The sequence below is a fragment of the Chryseobacterium paludis genome (genome assembly GCF_025403485.1).
GTDB classification, from domain to species: domain Bacteria; phylum Bacteroidota; class Bacteroidia; order Flavobacteriales; family Weeksellaceae; genus Chryseobacterium; species Chryseobacterium paludis.
In genome coordinates this window covers 416,572-439,614 of sequence record NZ_CP099966.1, presented here as the reverse complement: position 1 = coordinate 439,614, position 23,043 = coordinate 416,572, and the positions used below count along the sequence as shown (strand labels likewise).

At 33.1% G+C, this 23,043-nt stretch carries 14 protein-coding genes and 2 pseudogenes; 6 read left to right on the top strand and 10 right to left on the bottom strand.

Features of this window, described 5'->3' with window-relative positions; all coding sequences use genetic code 11:
- The first annotated feature begins 38 nt into the window (after positions 1 to 38).
- From NG806_RS01840 to NG806_RS01825, 4 genes are all read left to right on the top strand, one after another.
- Positions 39 to 920, top strand: coding sequence for a helix-turn-helix domain-containing protein (locus tag NG806_RS01840; RefSeq protein WP_261511725.1), 882 nt, complete (start codon positions 39 to 41; stop codon positions 918 to 920).
- 526 nt (positions 921 to 1,446) lie between these two features.
- The gene (locus tag NG806_RS01835) at positions 1,447 to 2,922 is read left to right on the top strand and encodes a DUF11 domain-containing protein (RefSeq protein WP_261511724.1); all 1,476 of its coding nucleotides are present in this window, start codon (positions 1,447 to 1,449) and stop codon (positions 2,920 to 2,922) included.
- A 31-nt stretch (positions 2,923 to 2,953) separates the two neighbouring features.
- Entirely contained in the window at positions 2,954 to 3,493 is a 540-nt protein-coding gene (locus NG806_RS01830) for a hypothetical protein (RefSeq protein WP_261511723.1), read from the top strand.
- 1,857 nt (positions 3,494 to 5,350) lie between these two features.
- Positions 5,351 to 5,734 carry a helix-turn-helix domain-containing protein gene (locus NG806_RS01825; RefSeq protein WP_261511722.1) on the top strand — a complete coding sequence of 128 codons (384 nt, stop codon included), beginning with the start codon at positions 5,351 to 5,353 and terminating at the stop codon, positions 5,732 to 5,734.
- Here NG806_RS01825 and NG806_RS01820 read toward each other — a convergent pair.
- The 8 genes and pseudogenes from NG806_RS01820 to NG806_RS01785 all read right to left on the bottom strand — a co-directional run bounded on the left by NG806_RS01820 (position 5,712) and on the right by NG806_RS01785 (position 19,552).
- Complete coding sequence (locus tag NG806_RS01820; protein ID WP_261511721.1) at positions 5,712 to 5,867, bottom strand: hypothetical protein; 156 nt, start codon at positions 5,865 to 5,867, stop codon at positions 5,712 to 5,714. The two genes, NG806_RS01825 and NG806_RS01820, sit on opposite strands and share 23 nt — an antisense overlap.
- A 905-nt stretch (positions 5,868 to 6,772) precedes the next feature.
- Positions 6,773 to 6,925: pseudogene (locus tag NG806_RS23070) on the bottom strand (RHS repeat-associated core domain-containing protein); the annotation flags it as partial.
- A gap of 375 nt (positions 6,926 to 7,300) precedes the next feature.
- Positions 7,301 to 7,618: a hypothetical protein gene (locus tag NG806_RS01810; RefSeq protein WP_214826041.1), complete on the bottom strand. Its 318-nt coding sequence runs from the start codon at positions 7,616 to 7,618 to the stop codon at positions 7,301 to 7,303.
- A complete protein-coding gene (locus NG806_RS01805) occupies positions 7,602 to 11,282 on the bottom strand; it encodes an RHS repeat-associated core domain-containing protein (RefSeq protein ID WP_261511719.1) in 3,681 nt (1,226 codons plus the stop codon). The genes NG806_RS01810 and NG806_RS01805 overlap by 17 nt, the downstream gene beginning before the upstream one ends.
- Positions 11,283 to 11,290: 8 nt before the next feature.
- The gene (locus tag NG806_RS01800; RefSeq protein ID WP_261511718.1) at positions 11,291 to 15,256 is read right to left on the bottom strand and encodes a DUF5977 domain-containing protein; all 3,966 of its coding nucleotides are present in this window, start codon (positions 15,254 to 15,256) and stop codon (positions 11,291 to 11,293) included.
- Positions 15,256 to 16,794, bottom strand: coding sequence for a T9SS type A sorting domain-containing protein (locus NG806_RS01795; protein WP_261511717.1), 1,539 nt, complete (start codon positions 16,792 to 16,794; stop codon positions 15,256 to 15,258). The genes NG806_RS01800 and NG806_RS01795 overlap by 1 nt, the downstream gene beginning before the upstream one ends.
- Before the next feature lie 512 nt (positions 16,795 to 17,306).
- Positions 17,307 to 18,401 (bottom strand): annotated as a pseudogene (locus NG806_RS01790) (serine hydrolase domain-containing protein).
- A gap of 515 nt (positions 18,402 to 18,916) precedes the next feature.
- Positions 18,917 to 19,552: a hypothetical protein gene (locus NG806_RS01785; RefSeq protein WP_261511716.1), complete on the bottom strand. Its 636-nt coding sequence runs from the start codon at positions 19,550 to 19,552 to the stop codon at positions 18,917 to 18,919.
- A gap of 442 nt (positions 19,553 to 19,994) precedes the next feature.
- On the opposite strand from NG806_RS01785, the gene NG806_RS01780 reads away from it, so the two are divergent.
- On the top strand, positions 19,995 to 20,135 hold the full coding sequence (locus NG806_RS01780) for a bacteriocin-like protein (RefSeq protein WP_214826062.1): 141 nt from the start codon (positions 19,995 to 19,997) through the stop codon (positions 20,133 to 20,135).
- Positions 20,136 to 20,817: 682 nt separating this feature from the next.
- Here NG806_RS01780 and NG806_RS01775 read toward each other — a convergent pair.
- The gene (locus tag NG806_RS01775) at positions 20,818 to 21,300 is read right to left on the bottom strand and encodes a hypothetical protein (protein WP_261511715.1); all 483 of its coding nucleotides are present in this window, start codon (positions 21,298 to 21,300) and stop codon (positions 20,818 to 20,820) included.
- Positions 21,301 to 21,525: 225 nt separating this feature from the next.
- Here NG806_RS01775 and NG806_RS01770 point away from each other — a divergent pair, with 225 nt between their 5' ends.
- Positions 21,526 to 22,284 (top strand): response regulator transcription factor, encoded by a 759-nt coding sequence (locus NG806_RS01770; RefSeq protein ID WP_261511714.1) that lies wholly within the window; start codon positions 21,526 to 21,528, stop codon positions 22,282 to 22,284.
- 66 nt (positions 22,285 to 22,350) lie between these two features.
- Here NG806_RS01770 and NG806_RS01765 read toward each other — a convergent pair whose 3' ends face one another.
- Positions 22,351 to 22,845, bottom strand: coding sequence for a Crp/Fnr family transcriptional regulator (locus tag NG806_RS01765; RefSeq protein ID WP_261511713.1), 495 nt, complete (start codon positions 22,843 to 22,845; stop codon positions 22,351 to 22,353).
- Between the last annotated feature and the right edge of the window lie 198 nt (positions 22,846 to 23,043).

Genomic DNA, 23,043 nt, shown 5'->3' with positions numbered 1-23,043 from the left:
TGTATATAAAAAATAATCAAATTATTTCATGATTGAATATGGTTAAAAATATAAATAATGTTCTTTTGGAATCTCTGCATGATATACAATCGAAACATAAAGTCACGAATGATATAATCTATTCTTCAATTTCTCCAGAAAGACTATATCCGAGTAATCAGCACCTTAAATCCGACTTTGTTTCCATCATTTTTTTTGAAAGCGGATTTGGAATACACCGGATAGATGAAAAACAATATAATATTCAGGCATTTCAAATTCACATTATATTCTCTGACTCTGTCCATTCCTGGAACATTTCAGGATCGACTAAATTACATCAGTTATCTATTTCAAAAAAAGCTTTTGAAGAATTTATGAACGGACAGGTTCCATTACCAAAAGGAATCTATAAAAAATTTCCTGTCATCAATATCCCCCATTATATAGGAGAGCTATTATGTCATGAATTTTTGGATATAAAAAATGAATTGGATGATCCGTCCTGTGTTATGAAGCATATCGTTAACTTAAAGACAAAAATAATTATCGATTATATCAGTCAGGAGATCAAGACCAATTTCGATGATTTGAATACCTATTATCAACATCCATTATTGTTTGAGTTTTTACAACTGATCAAGAAGAAATACCACGGAAATAAAATGGTTGGATCATATGCAAAAGAATTAGGAACTACAGCTAATTACCTAAATGTACTTTGTCGTAAACATTTTAATAAAACAGCAATGGAAATTATCCATACTAAAATAACTGAAATAATCAAACTTCATCTTATAGAATCTAATGATAATATAAGGGATATCGCTGATGATTTTGGTTTTAAAAGCCATGCATACTTTAGTAAATTTTTTAAAAAAATAACAGGCATCTCACCTAAAAACTTTAGAGATTTGCATAGAAGACCAAAACAAAACTAATATCTATATAATGAGATAAAACAAATAAATACTTGAATAATATACATATAACTATCAAAGGGTTTAAATTGTATTTTTACATTACGAATTAAATGACAGCTACCAAGGTAGCTCCTAAAATTCTTTTTTGAAAACATCTTATAGGCTGTAAACCGGCCAATTTAATTTCAATAATAACAATATATTTTTTTGTGCCGGTTTACTTTTTTAATCCTCTTATTTCTTTTGTAGGAATCTCATAAGTTATCATAAGCACGACCCATTTACCCAAGCATTATCATGCTGCAAATCAAATACATATCATTCATTGATTCATGTAGAGAGAGTATTCATGATGTCAAATACAGAACATTTTTGAAACTATTTATATTTTACATATGCTGAGTTATTTCATTTTCAATTACTCATACGCAAATTGTAATAAAACAAACAAGTTATTGCATAGAATTGAACCCATCTAAAAGAGTGAAAAATTCTAGTTTTGCGATGTCCTTAGAAATAAAGAAAACCAAAAAGAGCATAATAAATGAAGAATAACAAAACAAAAAAATATGGTGCATTATTGTTCATATTTTCTCTAACCTCCATTACTGCACAGAATTCGCCGAATTTAGAATATGCATCGGTTAATAGTGATGGAAATCCAACAGGCAATGGACCAGTGACCACTACAACACTCAATTTTGTAAAAAACACCAACAATCCCTCAGGATCAAATTTTGTATTATATTCCCCAGGATTAAGTGCAACCTTTACAATATCAAACCAACAGTATAGTAACGCAGCCAGCATAGGAAGTACGACAAATGGTGGTTCTGCACCTATTTTTCCTTTGTTGAATTCTGCAGGTAGTCCACCCAATAATAGTTTTTCGTCTTCCGGTGCACAGGCAGGCGAGGGAATAAATACATCTGTTAACAGAGGAGTCAACTTATTTCTTAATGGTGCTATTTTAGGTACCAGACCTACGAATGCCACCTATTACATGGCAGACCTGACAATCACGTTCAATAGACCAGTTGACAATCCTATACTTCATATTGGCGGAATGGGTGGATTTCAGGAAACGATGGGAATAACAGCGGGGTTTGAGTATCTTTCTTCCAATGTCCCAGTATCATTTTCCAGGCTATCAGGAAACTCAAATAGCTTCAGCGTGACTTCAACAACTATAAATAATTCTGCATCAAATCCCAATTCCACGGGTACTGCTTCTGCTTCAGGTTCAGTCTTGGTGTCAGGGACAGGAATAGGTACACTGAAATTAAAACTAACTTTTAAGGGTACCGGAGGTGCTTCAAGGTGGCAAAATGGTGTTGGGGATCAGCTTACACTGGGAATCTCAGCTTTGGAAAGTGATCTTTCGATAACAAAAATGGTTGATACTCAAAGTCCTAATACAGGAACCAATGTTAATTTCACATTAACTGCACAAAATAAGGGAGCATCTAATAATAGCAATGTATCTGTTACTGATTTACTTCCCAACGGCTATACATTTATCAGTGCTTCAACCAATACAGGAACATACAACAGTTCATCAGGCATTTGGAATATTGGAACACTTAATGATGGTGTATCGGCACTACTTACAATTACAGCTCTTGTGAATTGTGATGGTAATTATACAAATACAGCCTCTATAATAGGAAATCTTCGTGACCCCAATACAACAAATAACAATGGTTCGGTTACTCCAACAATCAACAATAGATGTGTCTGCTATAATGATGCGAATACAGACAATCCCGGAATAGATTCAAAATTTGGAATTACCTTACTAAAAAGAGCAGGCGAAAATTGGCCCATGGTTAGAAAATCAGCTCATTTAGTAATGGAGTCCAATTCTAAAGGATTTGTTATTACAAGAATGGCAAAATCAGATTTATCTAATATTACAGTTCCTGTTGAAGGCATGCTAGTATACGACACAACAGATAAATGTCTTAAAATTTATTCAGATTCAGCTTGGCAGTGTTTTTCAAAACCCGCTTGTAATTAATAAATTAAAATTTATAAAAATATAAATAAGTATGAAAAATATCCTTTCTATAACACTACTACTGGCTTTCCAATGCGCATTTACCCAAGTTATTATTGGTAATGCTTCTGGAACGGCGCAAAATAAGACTTCTGTTTTACTAGAATTCGCGCAGGGACAAAACAAAGGTATCGTTCTACCCTATACACGTTCGCTTCCTACATCACCTGTTGAAGGAACAATAATATTGGATGCAACAACTGCAAGTGATGCCAGAGTTAAATTTTATAATGGATCGTGGACTGATCTAAGTGGTCAAGGTGCCAATGTTGCATCTGCATTGGCTTCTCAACCAACTACCTCTCAAGCAATAGAAAATACAGACGAAAAAGTCGTGATCGGAAATCCAGTTTCAACAGCAGAAGGAGTTCTTGTATTGGAATCAGCATCCAAGGCAATGATTCTACCTTATGTAGAGAACACAGATAATATACCAAATCCTGCCCCCGGAATGATGGTATATATAAATAAAACAGGGGCAAAAAGACTTGCCGTTTTCAACGGAAGTAAATGGTCCTATTGGAAACCTTAAAAAATACAAATTCAATATACTAGGTTAATTCATATTTTTTATCCTCAATGAATATAATCCAAAAAAATCCTCTCATAAATGAGAGGATTTTAAATTGTACTCCTGTAGCATCTTTTGCATAAGCACATTATAAACTATAATCAAATTACTTTCTAAAATAATTTTATCTAACACTTAGAATAAAATTATTTTGATAGATGTATAAACAAAAAGCCTCTCATATTGAGAGACTTGAAAAAACACAAATGATAAAAAAATTACCGTTTAAAGATAGGGATTCGGAACCAATTAAACTTTTTTAAATTATAGTTTTACTTCGAAATCTATGAATATGACTTCAAACCATCTTATGTAATAAAATGGATGTTTATTTAAATGAATAAGAGTGAGATCAGATGGATAAGGAAAATTTACTAAAAAATAATAGTCCTCCCATAGTAACATACACTAAGATAATATAAAGTCAATAAGTAATAGAATAAATTTGACTAAATATATACTACTACAGATTGTAAATTTGTATCTGTAAACATTAGCAAATAAACTTTGCCTTGGAAATGGGCATTTTTATTTTTTTTTAAAATTACTCTTAATTAAACTAATCAGCGGTACAAACTTAATAGTCATCCTATATTATATTTATGTTACACTTAAATTATTCTATTTTTGGCCGCTGATTACTATTTAGCAATTCATCTGCAAAGCTTTTTAATTAATACCTTTTTGTCATATTTTATTCTAACACACATTCTTTTTTACCTAACATAAACATATTATCAACTCTCAATTCATCAGATAAGTTTCCATATAATTCGGTGATTTAACTATTTCACAATCCATCTAAATTTATTTCTAAGAAAATCTCATGTTAGTTGACTTAGCTACTCTATAACCCACCTTATCATTATATCATACCTTCTTCAACAATAAAAATTTAATTCAGGCATAAAATAAGAAAGTTGTTGAATAATTCTTGATACCCAAATTTCTACTCATTAGCTACCTTCGTACATAGAAGTTTTTACTATTCTTTATAAATAGTATAATTTGTTATGGGTAAGCCGGTAATTAGTTAGTTTTCTTACCGGCTTTTTAATTGATCACTTATTACTATCTACATATTATTATCAGTACCTGGTGTGAAAATTTGATCATACCAGGTTTTTTAAATTGTTCATTAAATACAATAACAAATAATATATGCACAATACTTTTAATAATTCCAATATGTCTTTAGTTCAGTTATTTGCTATTCTTATAGAAGTAATCATCTTATAATTTTGTTTATGCTTATGAAGGCCTGCAGTCTCCCAATTGAATTGCAGGCTTTTAATTTTTTAGCTTTTTTTGTTGAGATTTAAGATTAGAACTAAAAATTTTGATAAGTTTTCAACTGTAGTAAGTTTCTTCCTAAAAGCATAATTTTATAGATTAATCATTTTTGTGAGTACACTAAGATTTTGATATTTCTAAACTTAATGTCTAAAATCAAATATTATAAAGTTATCAATAAACCTCAACAGACGTTTTCATGTCAACAATATGTATATTCTATTTTTGTTGATTGAATAAGATCTAAGAGACCTTCCGAAAAACGGAATAAATAAAAAAAACAATTGAATAATTTGAATAAGTTTTTGAAGAAAGTAAGATATAACTTTGCTAAAGGATATAAAAATTGGAAACTTTGATGATATGAGTACTTTTCTTAGTGCAATTGTTATCAAAAAAAATTCCTCCACCGGTGTTCTTATACCGGTTTTATATTGATCAAGTCATTTTCTCTATAAACACAGGTTATTAGGGGCTTGGTATAATCCAGGCCATTTACTGAATTATTTAAAAAATGCCCTATAAATGATAATTCATATCTTAGTTTTGAGTCTGCATTATTTTCAAATTCTGCAGACTTTTTATTTTCAATATGATCCACCTTGGCATCTCTTTGCGAAACTCCAAAGCGATTTGGCAGATAAAAACGAAGTGTCTCGTGTAATGATTGACAAGTACGAACGTGGGGATAACGTGCCGTCAATTGATGTCGCTACAAAAATTGCAGATCCTTTTGGTGTTACATTGGATTATCTCGTAAAAGACGGACAGTATGAGCAGATCGACAACGATACTCTGAAAAAACTAAAAGCAATACAGGAACTCTATAGTGATACAAAAGTGCACATTTTTGCGACTATTGATGCCTTTATTAAAGCTGCTAAACTTAAAAATATTGCTGCATTGTAAAAGTAAAACTCCGCTCATTGAGCGGAGTTTTTATATATTCTTCAGGAATTTTTTTTAAATGGGAAGAAAAGTCCCAATCATTGGTTTTTGATGATGGATCAAACCATTTTGTTCCCTTTTTTATCCATTCCATTCTATATTCTTTTGCAGACTCTATAGTATAATCTTCATCCCTGATTCACACCCACAACATGGACAAATTATATACATAGGGTTATCATCTTCCCAAAATTCTTCAGGATAGTTATTAAATCCACAGGCTTTACAAATATATTCTTTCATAAAAATTTTATTTTTGTTTTAATCAATAATTCATTCCGTCTTTAAGTCTAAAGAGTGTTTTAGGTGCTCCGGCAGAATTTGTTACTCCAAACGTATTAGTTGTAGGATGATACTTCATAATATCTCCATTGGTTCTTGTTTTTATTAATATTCCTGCTGGAGATGATGTGCTCCTTCAGCATATTGTAGAGAATTTCCAAATTCAGGAAACTCGTTTCCATGTTTTTTAAAGTGTGAAAAAGCATTTCCTGCCGCAGACATATTTTTAGTGGAAGTCCAAAGTCCTTTTTCAGCAGCTAAAACTTTTAAAGTATCATCTTCATTTCCTGATAATACTAATAAAGGAAGTGCTGCTAACTGTGCGTTAGAATCACCTGAAGAAGAAAGAACTATTCCTCCAACTTCAAAAATTCCAGTAACATCACCTGCTCCTCCTACATACTTAATAGGTCCGTCATTGAAACCTAATCCACCAAATCCTGGTTGAACGTTGCTAATTGCAGAGCCTCCATCTGTAGTAAAATCAGAATTAATCGAATTTCCTTGAGTATCATATACTGATCCGTTAGACGCTAAAGTATAAGAGTAATGATTGATTTCAACTCCGGCAAGAGTAGTTTTTCCATTGATAGTAACACTTTCAGATACATTGCTTACTCCCTTGTATCCTCCAGCTTCTGCTTCCGCTGTTGTATTAACATTTGGATCATAAGTATAAGATTTACCAATTAAACTATTTTGTTCAATCCAACCCAATCCTTCTCTTCCATCAGGATCAACAAACAAAATAGGATTACTGAAAGCATAGTTATAAGGACTAAATCTCGTCATTTTCTCCGCCAAAGGATCCAAAACACCTCATCTTCCCAAATCAGGCATATAAAATCTCGCTCCGTAATCATACATTCCGTAGTCTGCCCCATTTTTGGAGATTTTTATACTTCATTTTTCCTCGCGTGACCGCTTAATTTTTGAACGCTTCTCTATCGCTTTTTCAAAGATATATTTTTCTTTCAATTGAAAAAAATAAGTTTCGGTTTTTTAAGGATTCACCTAGATAGTTTAATTTCAATTGAAAAAAAAGAGTTGTTTGGGCGGTGTTGTCAATGTGGACTTGTGGAAAAACTTAAGTTTGAAGGATTGAAACCCATCGAGAACTATATATTCCGTTCCTTCTAAAAATAAAAGAAATTACCCCTAAGGGCAATCTCTTTTACTTTTAAAACAAACATCAAAATAATTTAAGGCTTTTGCTAAAAAAGATCTAATTCTCGCAAAAATTATTTAGAATCGTACAAGCATCATTATTAAATTCAGAACAAGAGAAAACATCGTTAAAAAAAATAAATCTCTTGAAAACCTTCCCTTTATTTTATAGATATGGTCCAGGCCAAAAGATATCCCCAAAAACAATAATCCAGCAACTATTAAAAAAATAGTTCTTGTAATAAGGGCAGGAATAAATTCATTCGTAACGATTTCATCCCAATTTTCTTCAGAGCCAATCCAGAGGTTTGACAAGAATACCAAACTAAGAAGTCCAATGGTATATATTGTAGCTTTTAACAATATATAGGTGTTGTTTTTATTTGTGTGTCCCATCCTGATTATAAATTATATCGTCATCAATTCTAATAAAACTTGTTTTGTTTTTTGTAGAAGCACTGTCCTGTGAGGTCCATGTTTTCGTCTTTCCATTTACAGTACCTATATTTTTAGCTGTTCTAACAGTTTTTAAATCTTGTACTTGTTTGAATACTCCTTTATTTCTAGTACTTCCATGAACATAGGTTGCACTCAGGCCCGAATCTACTACTCCAAATTTATCTACTCCTTCAATTTTTTTATTTCCAGTAACCATATCCCCATCATAAACAAGCTGATAAGTTTCTGGCTCTTTGGGAGTTGTAAACTCATCTCCTTCGTCTGATGACAGATGCACAATACTACTCACCTTATATCCTTTATCCAAAAGATATTTTGCTATTCCTGCTCCATAAGCTGATCCTTCACTGTGTGTCACTATTTTAAATGTTTCTCCTTTCGCCATGTTAGCAGTAAGATCATTGATATGATCTTTAGCATATTTGTATCCTGCATCATATCTATCCTGACCACTCATATCACCACCCATAAATGATGATCCATCAATAAAATTAGATGCTTTTATTTCAGCAAAGTCATCAAAGAAAACCTTTGCTTGGAAAGGGAATCCATTACCCCAGTAATCTTCTCCCGCTCTGTCCGATCCTAAAATATATCTTCCTACATAGCTGCGTTGGTAATGACCATTGACAAATAATATTTTCTTTCCATCAGGGTCAATTGCATTCACAGGGTTATTGGCTACATATGAATAGGGTGAAACGCTCTCATACTTATTCATCAAAGGATCAAGTACACCCCATCTTGCTATATCAGGCATATAAAATCTTGCTCCATAATCATACATCCCGCTGCCTTCTAATTCTTTCCCATTATATTTATAATTATTATAGGACCCTGCCATATAAAAAGCTGTACCTGTATTTAAATGGTTCATACCAAATGGATAATAATCATTTACATCTTTTATCCTGATAAAGTCTCCGTTTTTAGCAAAATTCATACGTATGTTTCCCAAGTGATCTTTATACTGATAAATATACTGATCTCTGAGATAATCATAATATCCTTCTGCTGTAGGAAAAAATTTAAGATCAGGAGTTTTTAATGCAACTGGAATAAGACCACCACTTCCTATTGGTGGGTCTATCCCTGGTTCTGTAATTCCGGGATCAATAATCTGATCTCCTAGTGTAAAAGCCTGCTGTTGCTGAGCATATTTACTTTTTTCTAATATAGCAGATAGAATTTCTGTGCTCCCGCCACCATTATCGTTGTTCGTAACACTTTTCAGATACTGAAATCCATCCAGATATTCAGTAGTTTCTGTCACAGTATAACAATTAATGATACCACATTCCATGCTTGGCGAAATTTTTTGCAGTTTCATTCCATCTGCTCTGTAAAGATAAGACGTTCCTAAAGGGTCTATCCCACCATATACTATCTTATTTGGAAGATTAAGATAATTGTATGATATTTTACTGATATTCTTATCAGACATTTTCAACATATTCCCGTTGGCATCGTAATCGATACTTCCACCACCACCCTCATATCCTGTAGGATTATTGGAATGATCATTAATCTTGGTGATTTTATTGCCGAAATTTAAATGATCATAAATATATTCCAAGTTATCAATAGTTGTAGGAGTGGTGCTATTTGTATTCTTTATAACGGAAGTCCTATATAAGTTGGTGATATTTCCGTTTAGATCATATTTCACAGCCTCTATGCTTTCTTTACTATTGGGGTTAACAGGATTTTGATAATAACCTGCAGTCATTCTGTCAAGGCCGTCATAAGCATACCCATATCGTTTTGGTGTCAAAGATGGCATTTCACCCAGTATAGATATTGATCTCCAATCTACTTCAGAGATACTCCCGTTATATCGTGGTTTTACATCCTTTCCAGAAAATAAAACAGGATCGGGATTTGTTATCCCATCTTTCTGATTATATTTTATCTTATAGGAAAATAACTTCCCACCTAAATCGGGTAATGCCATCTGAGCTGGATTAATATCTGTCATCCATCCTCTTATATTATATGCATAATCTATGCTTTGAAGATTATTACCAACTGTTTTATTGGATAATTGAGAAAATTCATTGTAGGTATTTTTAGTCAAGAGTTCCTCTGGTCTATCATCTACTTTATGCCAATGCTCTTTCAACCTATTTTGTCCATCGTAGATGAAACGTTCTTTTATAGCAACTCCATTTTCTCCCTGCCTTCTGACATGATTGGTGTTTTTAGCAATAACAACTCCTGAAAAATCTAACTGAATATTTGTATTCGTATATCCTCCCAGGTGATTGTCTAGACTTGTCCCTATAATTCTTCCTTTCATATCATACCAAACGTAACTCTTTGTCCACGAATCATCTTCAATATTCTTTATATATGAAGCTGTTTTCATACCTTTTGTACTTGTAATACTTCCAGGGGTATCTTGTGGCAATACATTTTGTCCTAAGATCTGAGCCGGTACTGATGGAGAGCCTACAGGATAGCTATCATAATAATTAATACTTAAGACCTGACTGACATTGGTAGGAGTGGAAAGCTTAGTATAATATATAGGCATACCATTTGATGTCAGTCCTGCCGTAGCAATCCGAGTCTCATATAAATTATTATTCAGATTGGCACTGTTTTGCATCGATACCCTGCTGGACGTATTATTTGTGATCCCTGTGTAAACGACTCTTCCAAACTGATCATATTTTGTAAAAAGCCATTGTCCTTTTCCCTTAAGCAAAGTATCCTGGGTAAGGATAAGCTGATCAGCCTTGTTATACACCATATACTCTAAACCCATTCCTGGATTTTTTCTCTCTACCATACGGTTTTTATCATCATATTTAAACTGATAACAAAGCTGATCTAATACGGCAGGAGAAAAATTAAGTGCAGAAGCATTGGGCGGAATAATGTAAGCTAGCTGATCATACTCGTTATACACGTAATAAGTATCTGCACTTTCTGAATCGCTAATTATTCTTTTAAGTAAAATAAGCCGCCCTCCTGCATCTTTAAATTCAATAGTTTTATTGTTATCCTCATCAGTAATAATGTTTTTGTATAGCTGATTGGCACCATATGTACCCGATTGATCAATAGCTGATTGGAAAGTGGAATAGTCAAAAGATGCAGTATATTTTTTAACCTCGCCATCAGTATTTGTATTATACTCAAATTTTACAGGCTTTGCTGACCACGCATTACCTACTTGAGTTTCCTCTAAAACCCTGTTCAATGGAGAAGCTTCAAATTTTTTCTCTGACGAAATTTTTTCATTTGCATAAACACCAGATTGCGAGGCATTGCTTAGCGGATTCGTATGTATGCCACCATTAAGTGTTACCTGCTGAGGAACGGGAAGATAACTTAATGTTTGATTACCAAAGCTATCATATTCAATATGGGCCACAACATCTTTACTACCCGGTGTTGCTTTTACGCTTACAATTTGTTTGGGCCTCCCCAATGCATCAAAATACTGAACTTCATGAATTTGCCGTGCATCAGAACTAGTAGAAGAAACCGGTTCTAGATAGGTTCTTGTCTGTATATAAGCTTCTCCCGAAGTTTGTGCATATGCCAGACATGAGGTAAATAAAAAATATATTGAGGTTATGTTTTTTTTCATGATTATTTTTATTGTTGTTCACTAGAAAATTGAAACTTAATAGCGTTATATGAATTATTACCTACTGATCCTGACACTATCTTAGCCCTGATCTCTCCGGCTGTTGAAATTCCAATCTGCCATGTACGGTTAGCAGGTGTATTGCCAAATAAACCTCCCGGAACCTCTTCATATAGAAAATAGTCTGGTTTAGTAATACAGCCGGACACATATCCTACAGTAACATAACTACTCCAATAGTCGGCATTGATAGGATATCCAGAGAATGAAAAATCAAAATATACCTTTGGAGCATTAGGTAATTTATATATTTCTGGGACTGAAGGGTGAGATCTACGGATAAAATTATTCGCAAAAGATAACGTACATATCGTTTTAGGTGTACATGGCAAACTGGCATTCGCTTGACTTTGCCCTGTGGTATTGATTTCATTTTCGGCCTGTTGATCTGCATCGGCCTGGCTTATGACTGAAGAATATGTATATTGTGGAACAACATAACTATACTGTCCACCATCTTCGCTATAAGCATTACAATTATTACGTGACAAAATCCTGGTTATTTTACGATTATAAAATTTTATCGGCGCATTTCCATATTTTATTTCTTTTATAAAGTTATTGTCTTTGTCCAGTATCTTCGATAACCTATTGGCTAGATCATATTTGTAATATTCTCTAATGCCATTGGGTAAGGTCATAGACGTTACTCCTATTCCTGGATCATAAGTATATGTTGTAATTTCATAGTTTTTCAATTGTGCATTACTTCTGAAGGTATCTAGTGCGGCTATTAATGCGCCTTCTGTTGGTATATCAACATCTAGATTTGATTTTTTAATAATATCAAGATTTAGATAATCTTCATAATTAGCCGGATCCAGATTGAAAGCCATAAGGACCTGATTATAAGAAGCCCCTTTAATTTTTGCAATTGGAAGGTTTTGATGATATCCGTAAATTGTAGTTTCCGGAACTGTGTTCGCTTCAGTTTCTAATACATTTCTAAATTCTCCGAGCGTATTAATTTTAACACCATCTTTAAACGTCGTCCCATTCAGAGATGTCTGAGTCGTGTATAGCACATTTTCAGAATCAGATCCGTAATAGGTGTAAAAGCTGCCCATAACATCTGTTCCAATAAATAATTTTGGCCTATTTAAATTCTTATATAAATACTTAACAATAGTAGATTTATTATTTTTAGTTTCTTTCTCTTCACATATTTCTGAAAGCCTGTTCAATGATACAAATGAATTATCTGTTTCGTAGCAGTACTTAAGTTCGTTTGAAAAAATACTGTTATCAGGAAAAACAGTCGATACTTTTTTCAATAGATTTAGCTGATTGTATGTATTTGTAGTATTGGTTGTCACAGTATTATTATTGAAATAGTCTTTATTAAGAGTATTCTGCAATAAGTAATCGTATTTTCGAAGCTTATACAATGATCCAGCCGGCTGCCATCCAGTGTTATCATCTTTCAAAAATTTATATTCCTGTACTTTTAGATCATAGGTATAATTATTTTCTTTTAGTAGTACATTACTGCTATCATATGTCTTCTCATTTAATAAATATCCGTTGATTTCTGAAAAATCTTCTTTTTCATTGAAAGGATAATAATCTTTGGTATTATTGGTATAATACACCATGTTTTGGTTCTGGGAATGATGGTATATTAGACTATAACTCGAAAAAATATTTGACTTATAAAATACATTTCCCAATTGAAAGCCTGTATGGTTATTATCCTTAAATAAACTGTACTTTGAAACCGTATATCCTTTGGAGTTTCCATTTTCATCGTTCTTCACCTTTTTTACTTCATCATAGTAGGTAATAGTAGATGCTTCATCTAAGAAATTAAGTTTTATAAAGTCACTAAAATGAGGTGCATTCTGATCAAATCTTGTAGTATTATCAGGGTTATAAGTTAGCCTGTTAATTCCGGTATTCATATAAACATGTCCTACTCCATTGCTATTCTGACCATAATAAAAATCGGTTATGTTCTTTTTACCTGATTCTACATTCTCAATTGATTTGATACGAATTCCTCCTGAAGGCCTTTTTACTCCATAATACTGAATATAATTGGGCTCATAAATAAAGTTGGTTACCCCACCCATACTCGTCATAATACTTTTTAACGACCCAATACTTGTATTATTGAAGTCAGGAGTCTTATCTCCAAAGTAACCGGGCCTCAAAGGATAATTTGAATAATAATTTAAAATAGAGACTTCAGATCCTGTATAACTCTGCCTCGGATAGAATGAAACAGGACCTAAATCAACATTATTTCTCCCATCATCCGGATAATAATATAATTTATGAAAAAAATTTAATTCTGGATTTTCTTTATAATAATTCCATAAGTCCCTCTTTGTAGTCTGTTTATCCGGTAATACATTCAGATCCCCATTATAGGTTAGATAATATTTAATAATACCTTCGTCTCCAACCTTTTGAGTGATGGAATTAAGAAACAGCCTTTTGTTGGCATATGCATATTTAGCACTGTTGCTCCCTCCATTTGAAAATGAATAAAAGTAATCAAAGTCAAAAGTCTGTATTTTTTTAAAAGTATCTGGAATTGAATTTGGAAAATATGTAAAGAAGTAATCAAGCCCTAGTAATAATCTAGGACCAGTATAAGTCCAAACATCAATACTTTTAATTTCTTTATATTGTGTATATGTATTATTAAATATATCTTCTCTTAAGTTTCCCTCATTAAGATAAACAATTTTATCCTTATTACTTATAGATTTAATAATTGGTGTAGTTGTCACCAGTGCAGATTGTAAAAATCTAAAATGCGATACAGGATAGCTTCCTCCAAACGGAGAATATTCCCACGTTATGTAACCGTAGTCTTCGTTATTAGGATAAATTATATAATCGGATGTGTAGGGTTTTTTACCGTAAGCAGGAGTGATTGAGTAAAGCTCAAGATTTTTATAGGTAAAAGATATAGTCTCCTCATGAGTATTGGTAATAAGATCCAGATACCATGATTTAGTGTATTGCTTTTTAAAATTATCAACATGTGACTGATCATACCCTGCACATAAAAGGCCTAAAACAGGAGGTGTTTCTATAGAAGCTGAAATATCTTTATTTTCTAAAATCCCTGCATTTTCAAACTCTGTCTTTAGGTTGCTTAGCTTACGTTTTTCTTTATTACTGAATTTAAACTTTGTCCCGTTTTTATCAATAACTTCGAATGAAGCTATCTCTCCATCCTGTTCTACATGACTTATTCTATAATTATCATCAGAGCTGATCACAATCTTCTTATCAAGATCGAAGAAAAATTTGAAGGCTTTATATCCTGGAATTATGACCGTAAAAACATCCGGTTCATAATCTTTAAGAAGTCCAGGGTCATCCGTAGGAGGAGTAAAAAATCTAGGTGGTTTAAAAAAATGCGAAGATAATCCGTTGGTAGTAAGATCAGCTGACACTGATAATGGGATATTGGGATAACCGGCCTCATAAGCAGGAAGAAAGTTTTTAACTCTGTCTCTATTGTAAAAATATCCTACATTCTGCATCTGACTGAGTTTAGTACATCCTCCTAGATTACTTTCTAAAATAACCATTTGGGGCAGCTCATCAGGCAAACCTTTAATTTCCCTTGAAATCAACCCTACTGCATTAATATCCCAGTTTACTCCGAACAGATCGGCATCTCTGTTTATTTTTACTCCGGTAGAGTTATGCTTAAGCTTAACATCTATATTAAAATTTTCAATGGAAATATTTGTAATCGGTATTGAAATATCCACACTTCCTGTATTTCCTGTTGAAAAACTTGAGGCATCCAGTACCGATTGTGTGATCTGACTATTACTATTAAATTGATCCTGACCTTTATAAGAATGAGACAAGCATAATGCGGGAATAAACAAATAAGTACCGAGTGTATTTCGTAGGCTCGCCAGATTGATTTTTTCTTTCTTCATTACTTTTTAATAATTTTAGAATTTGCAGTTTTATTTGTATTGGTTTTTACTGTTACCAAATATGCTCCCTGTACCAGTGACTGGGTATTGATTTTAGTAACACTATTCTTCGTTTTTAAGTTTTGTAGCTGCCTTCCACCCATATCATATAGATTGATCTCCGCTTCTTTAAAATCAAAGCCAATTTCTACATAAGTATAATCTGATACTGGGTTTGGATAAATCTTGATATCTTGTTTTTCTATCAGTTGATTAACTTGTTTATCCCCTAGCTTTACAATCTTCCAGTTTTCCTTTCCGAGTTCTGTTGCACTAGTTCCAGCTAAAATTATGGAACCATCTCTATTAAATTTCAAATCCGAAAGTCTCTCTTCTCTCTGTCTTGACTCCCCACTCACATGTTTTCTCCACTGTTCGTTTCCAGCTTGGTCTATGTATAAGATCCAAAAGGTCTCATCCTCAGCTTCTATTCTTCCTTCGGCCTGAGTATAACCACCTAACAGAATTCCTTTTGTTTTATCTTCTGCAGAATGAATAACACTCATCCCCATTAAGATATCTCTATTCTTAAAATTGTAAGATTTTTGCCACTCTTCATCGCCTCTTTCATTTAAAGAAATTAACCAAACATCGGTTCCTTCCTCTATTCCTACGGTTTTATTTCCTGATCTTTCAGATCTTGATTCTCCACCAATGATATATCCGTTTGAAGTTAAACCGAGTGTTCTTAAATGATCATCTCCTTTTCCACCATAGTTCTTTTCCCATTCTACTTTTCCAGATTTATCCAGTTTGATGATCCAGTAATCGCCTTCTCCAAAGTTTTCAGTTTGTTTTGATCCATTAGCACTACTTCTGGAATAAATCCCTAATAATGCTCCACCATCCTTCGTAGGTATCATTTTTTCTACCTCATCTAAACCTCTTCCACCTAAAACAAGTTGTGAAATCTCTTTTCCGTTTTTATCAAGTTTGATGATTAAAATATCCTTTGATCCGTAACCTTTAAATGAGTTTTGAACATTACCTGCTACAAAAAATCCAAGATCTGTTGTTTGAATAACAACTCTCGCTTCTTCATCAGCAGAAGTCCCTAACGTTTTCTGCCATAATTCATCACCAAATTCATTGATTCTGATCACCCAGATATCTGATCCACCCTTAGAATTTTCTTTTTTATCTAATCCTTTTGAAGAATAAGTGGTTCCTGAAAGAAGGAATCCTCCATCCTGCGTAGCTACTGTAGCGGATAAATAATCATGATTATTTCCTGCAAAGTATTTCTCCCAAACCTGATCTCCCTGCTGGTTTAGTTTCACTAAGTGGAAATCGTACCCGTTATTTTGTTTACCTTCTGTCTGAAGTTTAGATGCCTGAATGGCATTTCCCGTAATTAAATATTGCTGATCGATTGTCGTAGTCACTTGGCTTAGGAAATCCTGTGTACTGGATTTAATATCTTTTTGCCATAAAACATGCTGGGCAGATACTCCCAAATAATTGCATAAGAAAAATGCACTTATATAGAGTTTTCGCATTAGTTATTAGTTTTTAAAATTAGGGCACGAAATTAATATATTTCGATAATTGGTGAAACATCTGTAACAACAAAATAAACATGACATTTATCACATTATATCATTTTGAGACAAAAATAAATTGTATATAGAAGCCAAGCAATACATTATCTTGAAAAAATATAAAGTTTAAATTTTTTCATGTACCACCTTATTTAATTTTAACAACGATATACTGTGAATTTCCTTTTAATACATTTATTTCCAACAAACGAATTAATTGATTTTAAGAAATTGTAATCCAATATAAAGTGCTGGCACGCAGAGTTAATAGAAAACTTTCCTATTATAGAGCTAGCGGTTATTGTATTGCGGGCTCAAAAGTTTAACTCAATTATTAACCATTTAAATATAGCAAGAAGAAATTAAAAAAGCCGATGATATAGCTCAGTGGATTATTGCTTTACAGAATGGTGAATTTTTAAAGAAAAAACATATCTATTGATAGATAAATCAGAAATTACTTGGAATATTCATTTTCTGCCTACAGTTTTCAGCCAGCTTTGATAAATCGGAAACCAAGCTCGATCACCATTGGACCCGTTGCATAGAATAATGATGCCGCTTTTAGTTGGAAGATCCAAAAACATAGCCGCACTCCAGCCTGCATTTTCACCCGTATGTCCTATGGTTCTGAAACCTTCATAATTCATAAACCGATAGCCCAGACCGCTTTCGCCCTCCTCGGATGATGGATGAACGGGCGTTTCCATTAGCTTAATGGTTTTCGGTTTCAAAACTTTATTGAGTTGATTAGAATCCGGTATAATAGATAGCTCTGCAAAATGTGCCAAATCTTTAATAGTAGTCTGAAGACCTACCGCTGCTTTTTCAGTAAAAATTTTGTTTTTTATAGGTTTGCCCTGTTCGTCATATGCCGTTACTGCGATTGCCATCATTTCTGTTGTCCATTCATAGCTTGTATGTTTCATTCCAAGTGGCAGAAAGATATTATTCGCCATATAGGTGGAGAAATTTTGGTTTGTTTTCTCTTCTAAAAGTAGTTGTGCTAAAGAATAGCCTCCTCCGGAATAATCCCATTTAGTTCCCGGCTCACTGATGAGATGTACGGTTTCACCATTCCGTTTGGTTTTTCCGCTCAGTGATTCTTCCAGGCTTAGCAGTGGGCTTCCTTCATCTGATCCGCCATAACCATGTACCGACAGTCCTGCGGTATGGCTTAAGATTCGTCTCAGTATTACTTTTGATTTATCAAACCCAGAGTCAGGCAGATGCCATCGGGTAAGAAATTAGTCAACAGGATCGTCCAGTTGTAAAAAACCTCTTTCTGTAAGTTGCATAAAGCCCCACGAAGAAACCAACTTGGAGATAGAACCAATATTAAAAATTGTCTCAGAAGTTACAGGTTTTTTTCTTGCCAGATCCGCATACCCAATTGATTGTATCCAGGCGATCTTTCCATCCCGTATCACTGCTACCGCAGTACCGGGAACTTTATTCTTTAAAGTAAGTTCCTGACCTAATTTTTCAATTTCAACATATAGAGAATCTGTCTTATATGGAATTTTATTTTGTGAAAATATTGCTGTCGAACAAGAAAAAAACATTCCCGAAAAAACAATTATCAAGACACTAAATTGCTTGGCTTTATTCCGATATCCTTCCATATTAGCATCCAGGTTATATTTAGAGTTCACTAAATCAAATGCACCTTGGTAATTCTTCGCTTTTACTAACTACCTGAATTCTTTTCTTGTTTGCTTATCAATCAACAAATTATCAGAAATTTTATGCATTGTATGATTGAATAAAGCCACAATACCGCCAATCTTGACGCCATCCCAAAAATTCCCCTCCTAAAAGAGCTGAACCTATACTCTTAAAGTTAAAGAGCATAAGAATTATGTCCTAATGAAGTTAGCAACTCCAGATTTTAAATTTTTATTATTTTGTGTTTTACAGGAAGTTACAGCAACAAAAACACCTATTAAAAAGATTCTCATTTTTTTGTCTTTTTGCATTACTATAACTAGATCTATCTTTTAAAGATTGCCCACAACCTATATATCATAATAAGCATTTAATGCATCTCCCGGTTTTAATTGGTTATGTAATAATGAATTTATTTTACCTCTTTTAACTCTCCATCAACTATAGTATAAAATGTATATTTTCCTTTTGACCGTTTTATAATATAATAATCATTCTGTTCATATCTAGATAAACCATTGTCAGCTCTGTCTCCGTTTAATTTGGATTGAGCAAATAAAAGTTCATTTTTAAATTTTCCTTCTTTTTCTTCGTAGGCTTTCCTTTTTAAAGGTATATCATAAGCATTTTTTTCTTCATCGTAATACGTAAATTCAATGGCCTCAGTTTTATTACTCTGTAAAATGGTAACTGAAGGCGCCGGAATATAAGGAGAATAAACTTTCCAATTGAAAATGATAAAATCATCTTGCTTTCCTTGTAGTGAAGATAGTAAAGTGACTGAACTATTTGTAAGATTATCAAAAAAAAGTCCTCGGTCTTCACATCCCTTAATCATTAATCTGAGAAAATCTTTATTTTCGTTAGTTTTTTTAATACTATTAATCCCCGATTCTTTAACACAATATTGATAAGAAGATTTCTTAGCATCTGAAAAAAAATTGTTAATCTCCTTATTTTGAGCATAACAAGATTGGATCGAAATCAAAACGAATAAGATCATAAAAAACTTATGACTATTTCTTTGTTGTATGCTTAGTATTTTCATAATAATTATATCTTCTTTTTAAAACTGATGAACCGACACCAGGAGTCCCATATACAGATTTTGCTGCAAATTCTCTATCTGTAGCTTCATTTCCGTTACGTCCATTATATTCAAAAATAGCTACAATACCAATTATAATAGGAAAAATAAAGAGACCTTATCATAAATTTTATTAAGATCTTAAGTACAAAAAGATGAAATCTCGTAAAAATTGAGATTTTATAATATTCATCTTCAAGCCATAAATCTTATGTATAGACTTGAAGGTCTACAGATATTGGTATAATAAATGATATGAGTAATATCAAAAACTTGTTGCTGCAGATCCATACTTCTAAAAATCTATTGATGATTTGCTAATTTAAAAGTTAAAATTTGTTAATCGTAGCTTTTATGTACTAATTATTTTTGAAATTTGTTCTACAACCAAAATATTATTGATATGAAAAATTTGAAAAAGCTTAATAAAGCAGAATTAAAAACAATTGTTGGAGGAGCAGATTGTACTAGGTTATGTTTTGTAAATGATAAATTAACATGCGTTCCATATAACTCATGTGGTGGTCCTGGACTTGAGCCATAAAAAAAATAAAAAAACTATTTTTCAAGCACATATTTCTAAAATATTTTCAATATCCGTGAAAAAGTGTTTGAAAATAATTTAATCTAAGTCGCTTTATTAGACAACTATATGATAGTTGTCTCTTTTTATGTCAATTAAAATTTGCATTTCAGCTCTTTACACAATTTATAATCTGTAACTTTTTGCTTTAAATAAATTATTGAACTCCTATACTTAAGATCCTATCAAGGTTTTTAAGAAACTGATGCGAAGATAATCCTTCCAAGTCACTTACCTCACACTTTAAATTGTGAGTTTTTTTTTTCAATAATTCTCCCAAAAGCGACCCAACTCTAGCCAGGTATTTTTAAACACTAATAGAATGTCTCCCAACCATGCACCTTGTCCAAAGCAACGCTAAATTTTTCTTTCCTATTCATAAAAAATGCCCCTAAAAAGTGTTTAACTTTTTGGGGACAATCCAATGAAGTATGCACCTGTAAAATGGAAAAGTTACTTCGAATTTGAATGTATAAATTTAGTTAATCAAAACTTATACAAGCTCAATTCCAGCTCAAATCAGTTGTCTATGTATCAGAGTTTTTTAAGGGAAAGTTTTCACTAAAGTATTCGTTTACTTTTTTAAGACGGCCGAATCAACTTTAACCAAATTCCGACCATAGATCAACATTAAAATTACCAGCTAACGAGCAGCTTTGATCCTTGATCTCACCGCTTTGTATACCATAATTCCTAGCTGGGAAAGCAATGTGAAAGCAGTTAGGGGTAGAAAGTATCCCTTAAGAATTGTACTATAGGAAGTCAGTTTGACTATTTCTTCGGTAATCGCATGTTTATCCGTTAGCATCTTAATAATCCCAATGTTCTCAAGAAGATCAAAAATGCCTGCTAGGACCGGTAAAAGCAAACTATAGTATAGTTTGGTATCCCATAATTGATTTTTGACCAACAGCCTTGTAATCAAAATTGTAAAGGTTACCGTATACAATAAAATAAAGGGGATGTCAGCATATAGCTCAAGCGAACAATAATTCTCCTGTCCTTCAATCTGCAGCTTATCAAATAATTGTTGAACATATGCGGGATCATATCCTTTGAACATGGTATCCAGAAGTTGCATTTCACCCAATAACAGCTGAAGTTTTGGAATGAGGATGAAAGACATCACTATAAAAAAAATAACCATTGGTATGGCGAAGGCCCAAATACTTGTTCTTAAAGAAAAATTTTTAATTTTCTGTTTCATTTCGATAGTGTATAAATGCGTTTTTAATACGCTGGTGGGTGATTTTATTTTGCTTTCACTGATTAGCAAATCATTTAAATCTATTATCTTCGCAAAGATATTTACTAATGAGATATAAATAAATAGTAGAAAATGACCATTTTTATGAGTTCAGCTAATCCATCCATCAACGAAATACTCGACCAGACATTTAGCGGTGAACTTGATCCAAAGATGTCCCTTGAAAAGTATAGACATGTTGCTTTTATTTTCTCTGTTCTACAAAATTCGACAGCAATCCTTACAGATTTAAAATCACAAAAGAATTATATCTATCATGGCGCACTCTCAGAATACCTAGGCATAGGAGAAAGAATGACATCTGAAATTTCAGATCACCTCTGGAAAGAAAGCGTTTTGAATAACATCCACCCAGAGGATTTGAAATCCAAGCAGACAATGGAACTCCAATTGTTTCATTTCTTAAAAAACAAACCTTTGGATGAACGTTTAAACTATTATCTTATAATGAGAATCCGAGTGAGGGCAAAGAATAAGGAATATGTTCCTCTAGAACTTAAAGTATTTTACGCATCGTCCCAAGATAGTATTCAGCTCGTTTTATACCTGTACAGTTTTACTTCTGTCAACAACCCAGAGATAAGTTCATCCGGTACAATCCTTGACTCAAGCAACGGTAAGACATTTTCAAGCACAGACTTTCGCCTGAAAAACATTCTCTCAAAACGTGAAATCGAAGTTTTGAAAGAAATCGCCAGTGGCAGTAAGAGTCAAAGAATCTCAGAGAAACTTTATATCAGTAAAAATACCGTTGACCGTCACAGGCAAAATATAATCGAAAAATTAAACGTAAAAAATTCTACTGAAGCTTGTCATGCAGCAACTCTGATGGGTATTATTTAAGGCAAGCTCAATAATGTCCACGCCCAACCCCATACATTATAAAAATTAAGAATTAACAGGCTTGCATCAATTTGACAGACCTTTTCGGACCCTGGTCAATGTTTCCCGGGTTATGCCAAGGTATGAGGCAATTTGACTAGTAGGAAATCTTCGAACCAGCTGAGGGTACAAAAGCGAAAAGTTTTCATATCGTTTCAATGCGCTGAGATGTATCGCATGATCCCTACGCCTTTGCGTGGCAATATGATGATTTTGATTGATATACCAGAACATTTCCTTAAAAGCAGGAATCTCCAGGATCACCTCGAATTTATCTCGCGGTACAGCAAATAGTTCAGAATTCTCATTGGCCTCAATAAAAAAATCGGACGGCTTCCGGCTCATGTAGCTCTTCATGTTGACTGCCCACCAGTCCTCAATATAAAACTGGAGGATATGATCGGTACCATTCTCATCCATACTGAACAGACGTAACGCTCCCTTGACTACGAATCCAGCATATTCATTGATCTGCCCTTCTTTAAGAAAATAATGTTTCTTTTTTATTTTTATTGGCACCATTAATGCCTCTATTTCCAGCTTTTCGTCGCTGGAGAGCCTGGTGATGCTATTGCGTTCGATGTAATCAAAAAATTTATTAAACATTCTTTAATTGTACTCTTTTTTATTAAACGGCGACATGACATCAGGCAAAGTTAGGATTTTTCACCGAGTACCTTTTAAAATTGTTTTAGACGCTGCAACATATGAAATATCAAA

Excerpts from the sequence above, each read along its gene's own strand:
- NG806_RS01840 (WP_261511725.1), top strand. The coding sequence starts at position 39 with ATGGTTAAAAATATAAATAATGTTCTTTTGGAATCTCTGCATGATATA.
- NG806_RS01835 (WP_261511724.1), top strand. The coding sequence starts at position 1,447 with ATGAAGAATAACAAAACAAAAAAATATGGTGCATTATTGTTCATATTT.
- NG806_RS01830 (WP_261511723.1), top strand. The coding sequence starts at position 2,954 with ATGAAAAATATCCTTTCTATAACACTACTACTGGCTTTCCAATGCGCA.
- NG806_RS01825 (WP_261511722.1), top strand. The coding sequence starts at position 5,351 with ATGATAATTCATATCTTAGTTTTGAGTCTGCATTATTTTCAAATTCTG.
- NG806_RS01820 (WP_261511721.1), bottom strand. The coding sequence starts at position 5,867 with ATGGAATGGATAAAAAAGGGAACAAAATGGTTTGATCCATCATCAAAA.
- NG806_RS01810 (WP_214826041.1), bottom strand. The coding sequence starts at position 7,618 with ATGGGACACACAAATAAAAACAACACCTATATATTGTTAAAAGCTACA.
- NG806_RS01805 (WP_261511719.1), bottom strand. The coding sequence starts at position 11,282 with ATGAAAAAAAACATAACCTCAATATATTTTTTATTTACCTCATGTCTG.
- NG806_RS01800 (WP_261511718.1), bottom strand. The coding sequence starts at position 15,256 with ATGAAGAAAGAAAAAATCAATCTGGCGAGCCTACGAAATACACTCGGT.
- NG806_RS01795 (WP_261511717.1), bottom strand. The coding sequence starts at position 16,794 with ATGCGAAAACTCTATATAAGTGCATTTTTCTTATGCAATTATTTGGGA.
- NG806_RS01785 (WP_261511716.1), bottom strand. The coding sequence starts at position 19,552 with ATGAAAATACTAAGCATACAACAAAGAAATAGTCATAAGTTTTTTATG.
- NG806_RS01780 (WP_214826062.1), top strand. The coding sequence starts at position 19,995 with ATGAAAAATTTGAAAAAGCTTAATAAAGCAGAATTAAAAACAATTGTT.
- NG806_RS01775 (WP_261511715.1), bottom strand. The coding sequence starts at position 21,300 with ATGTCTTTCATCCTCATTCCAAAACTTCAGCTGTTATTGGGTGAAATG.
- NG806_RS01770 (WP_261511714.1), top strand. The coding sequence starts at position 21,526 with ATGAGTTCAGCTAATCCATCCATCAACGAAATACTCGACCAGACATTT.
- NG806_RS01765 (WP_261511713.1), bottom strand. The coding sequence starts at position 22,845 with ATGGTGCCAATAAAAATAAAAAAGAAACATTATTTTCTTAAAGAAGGG.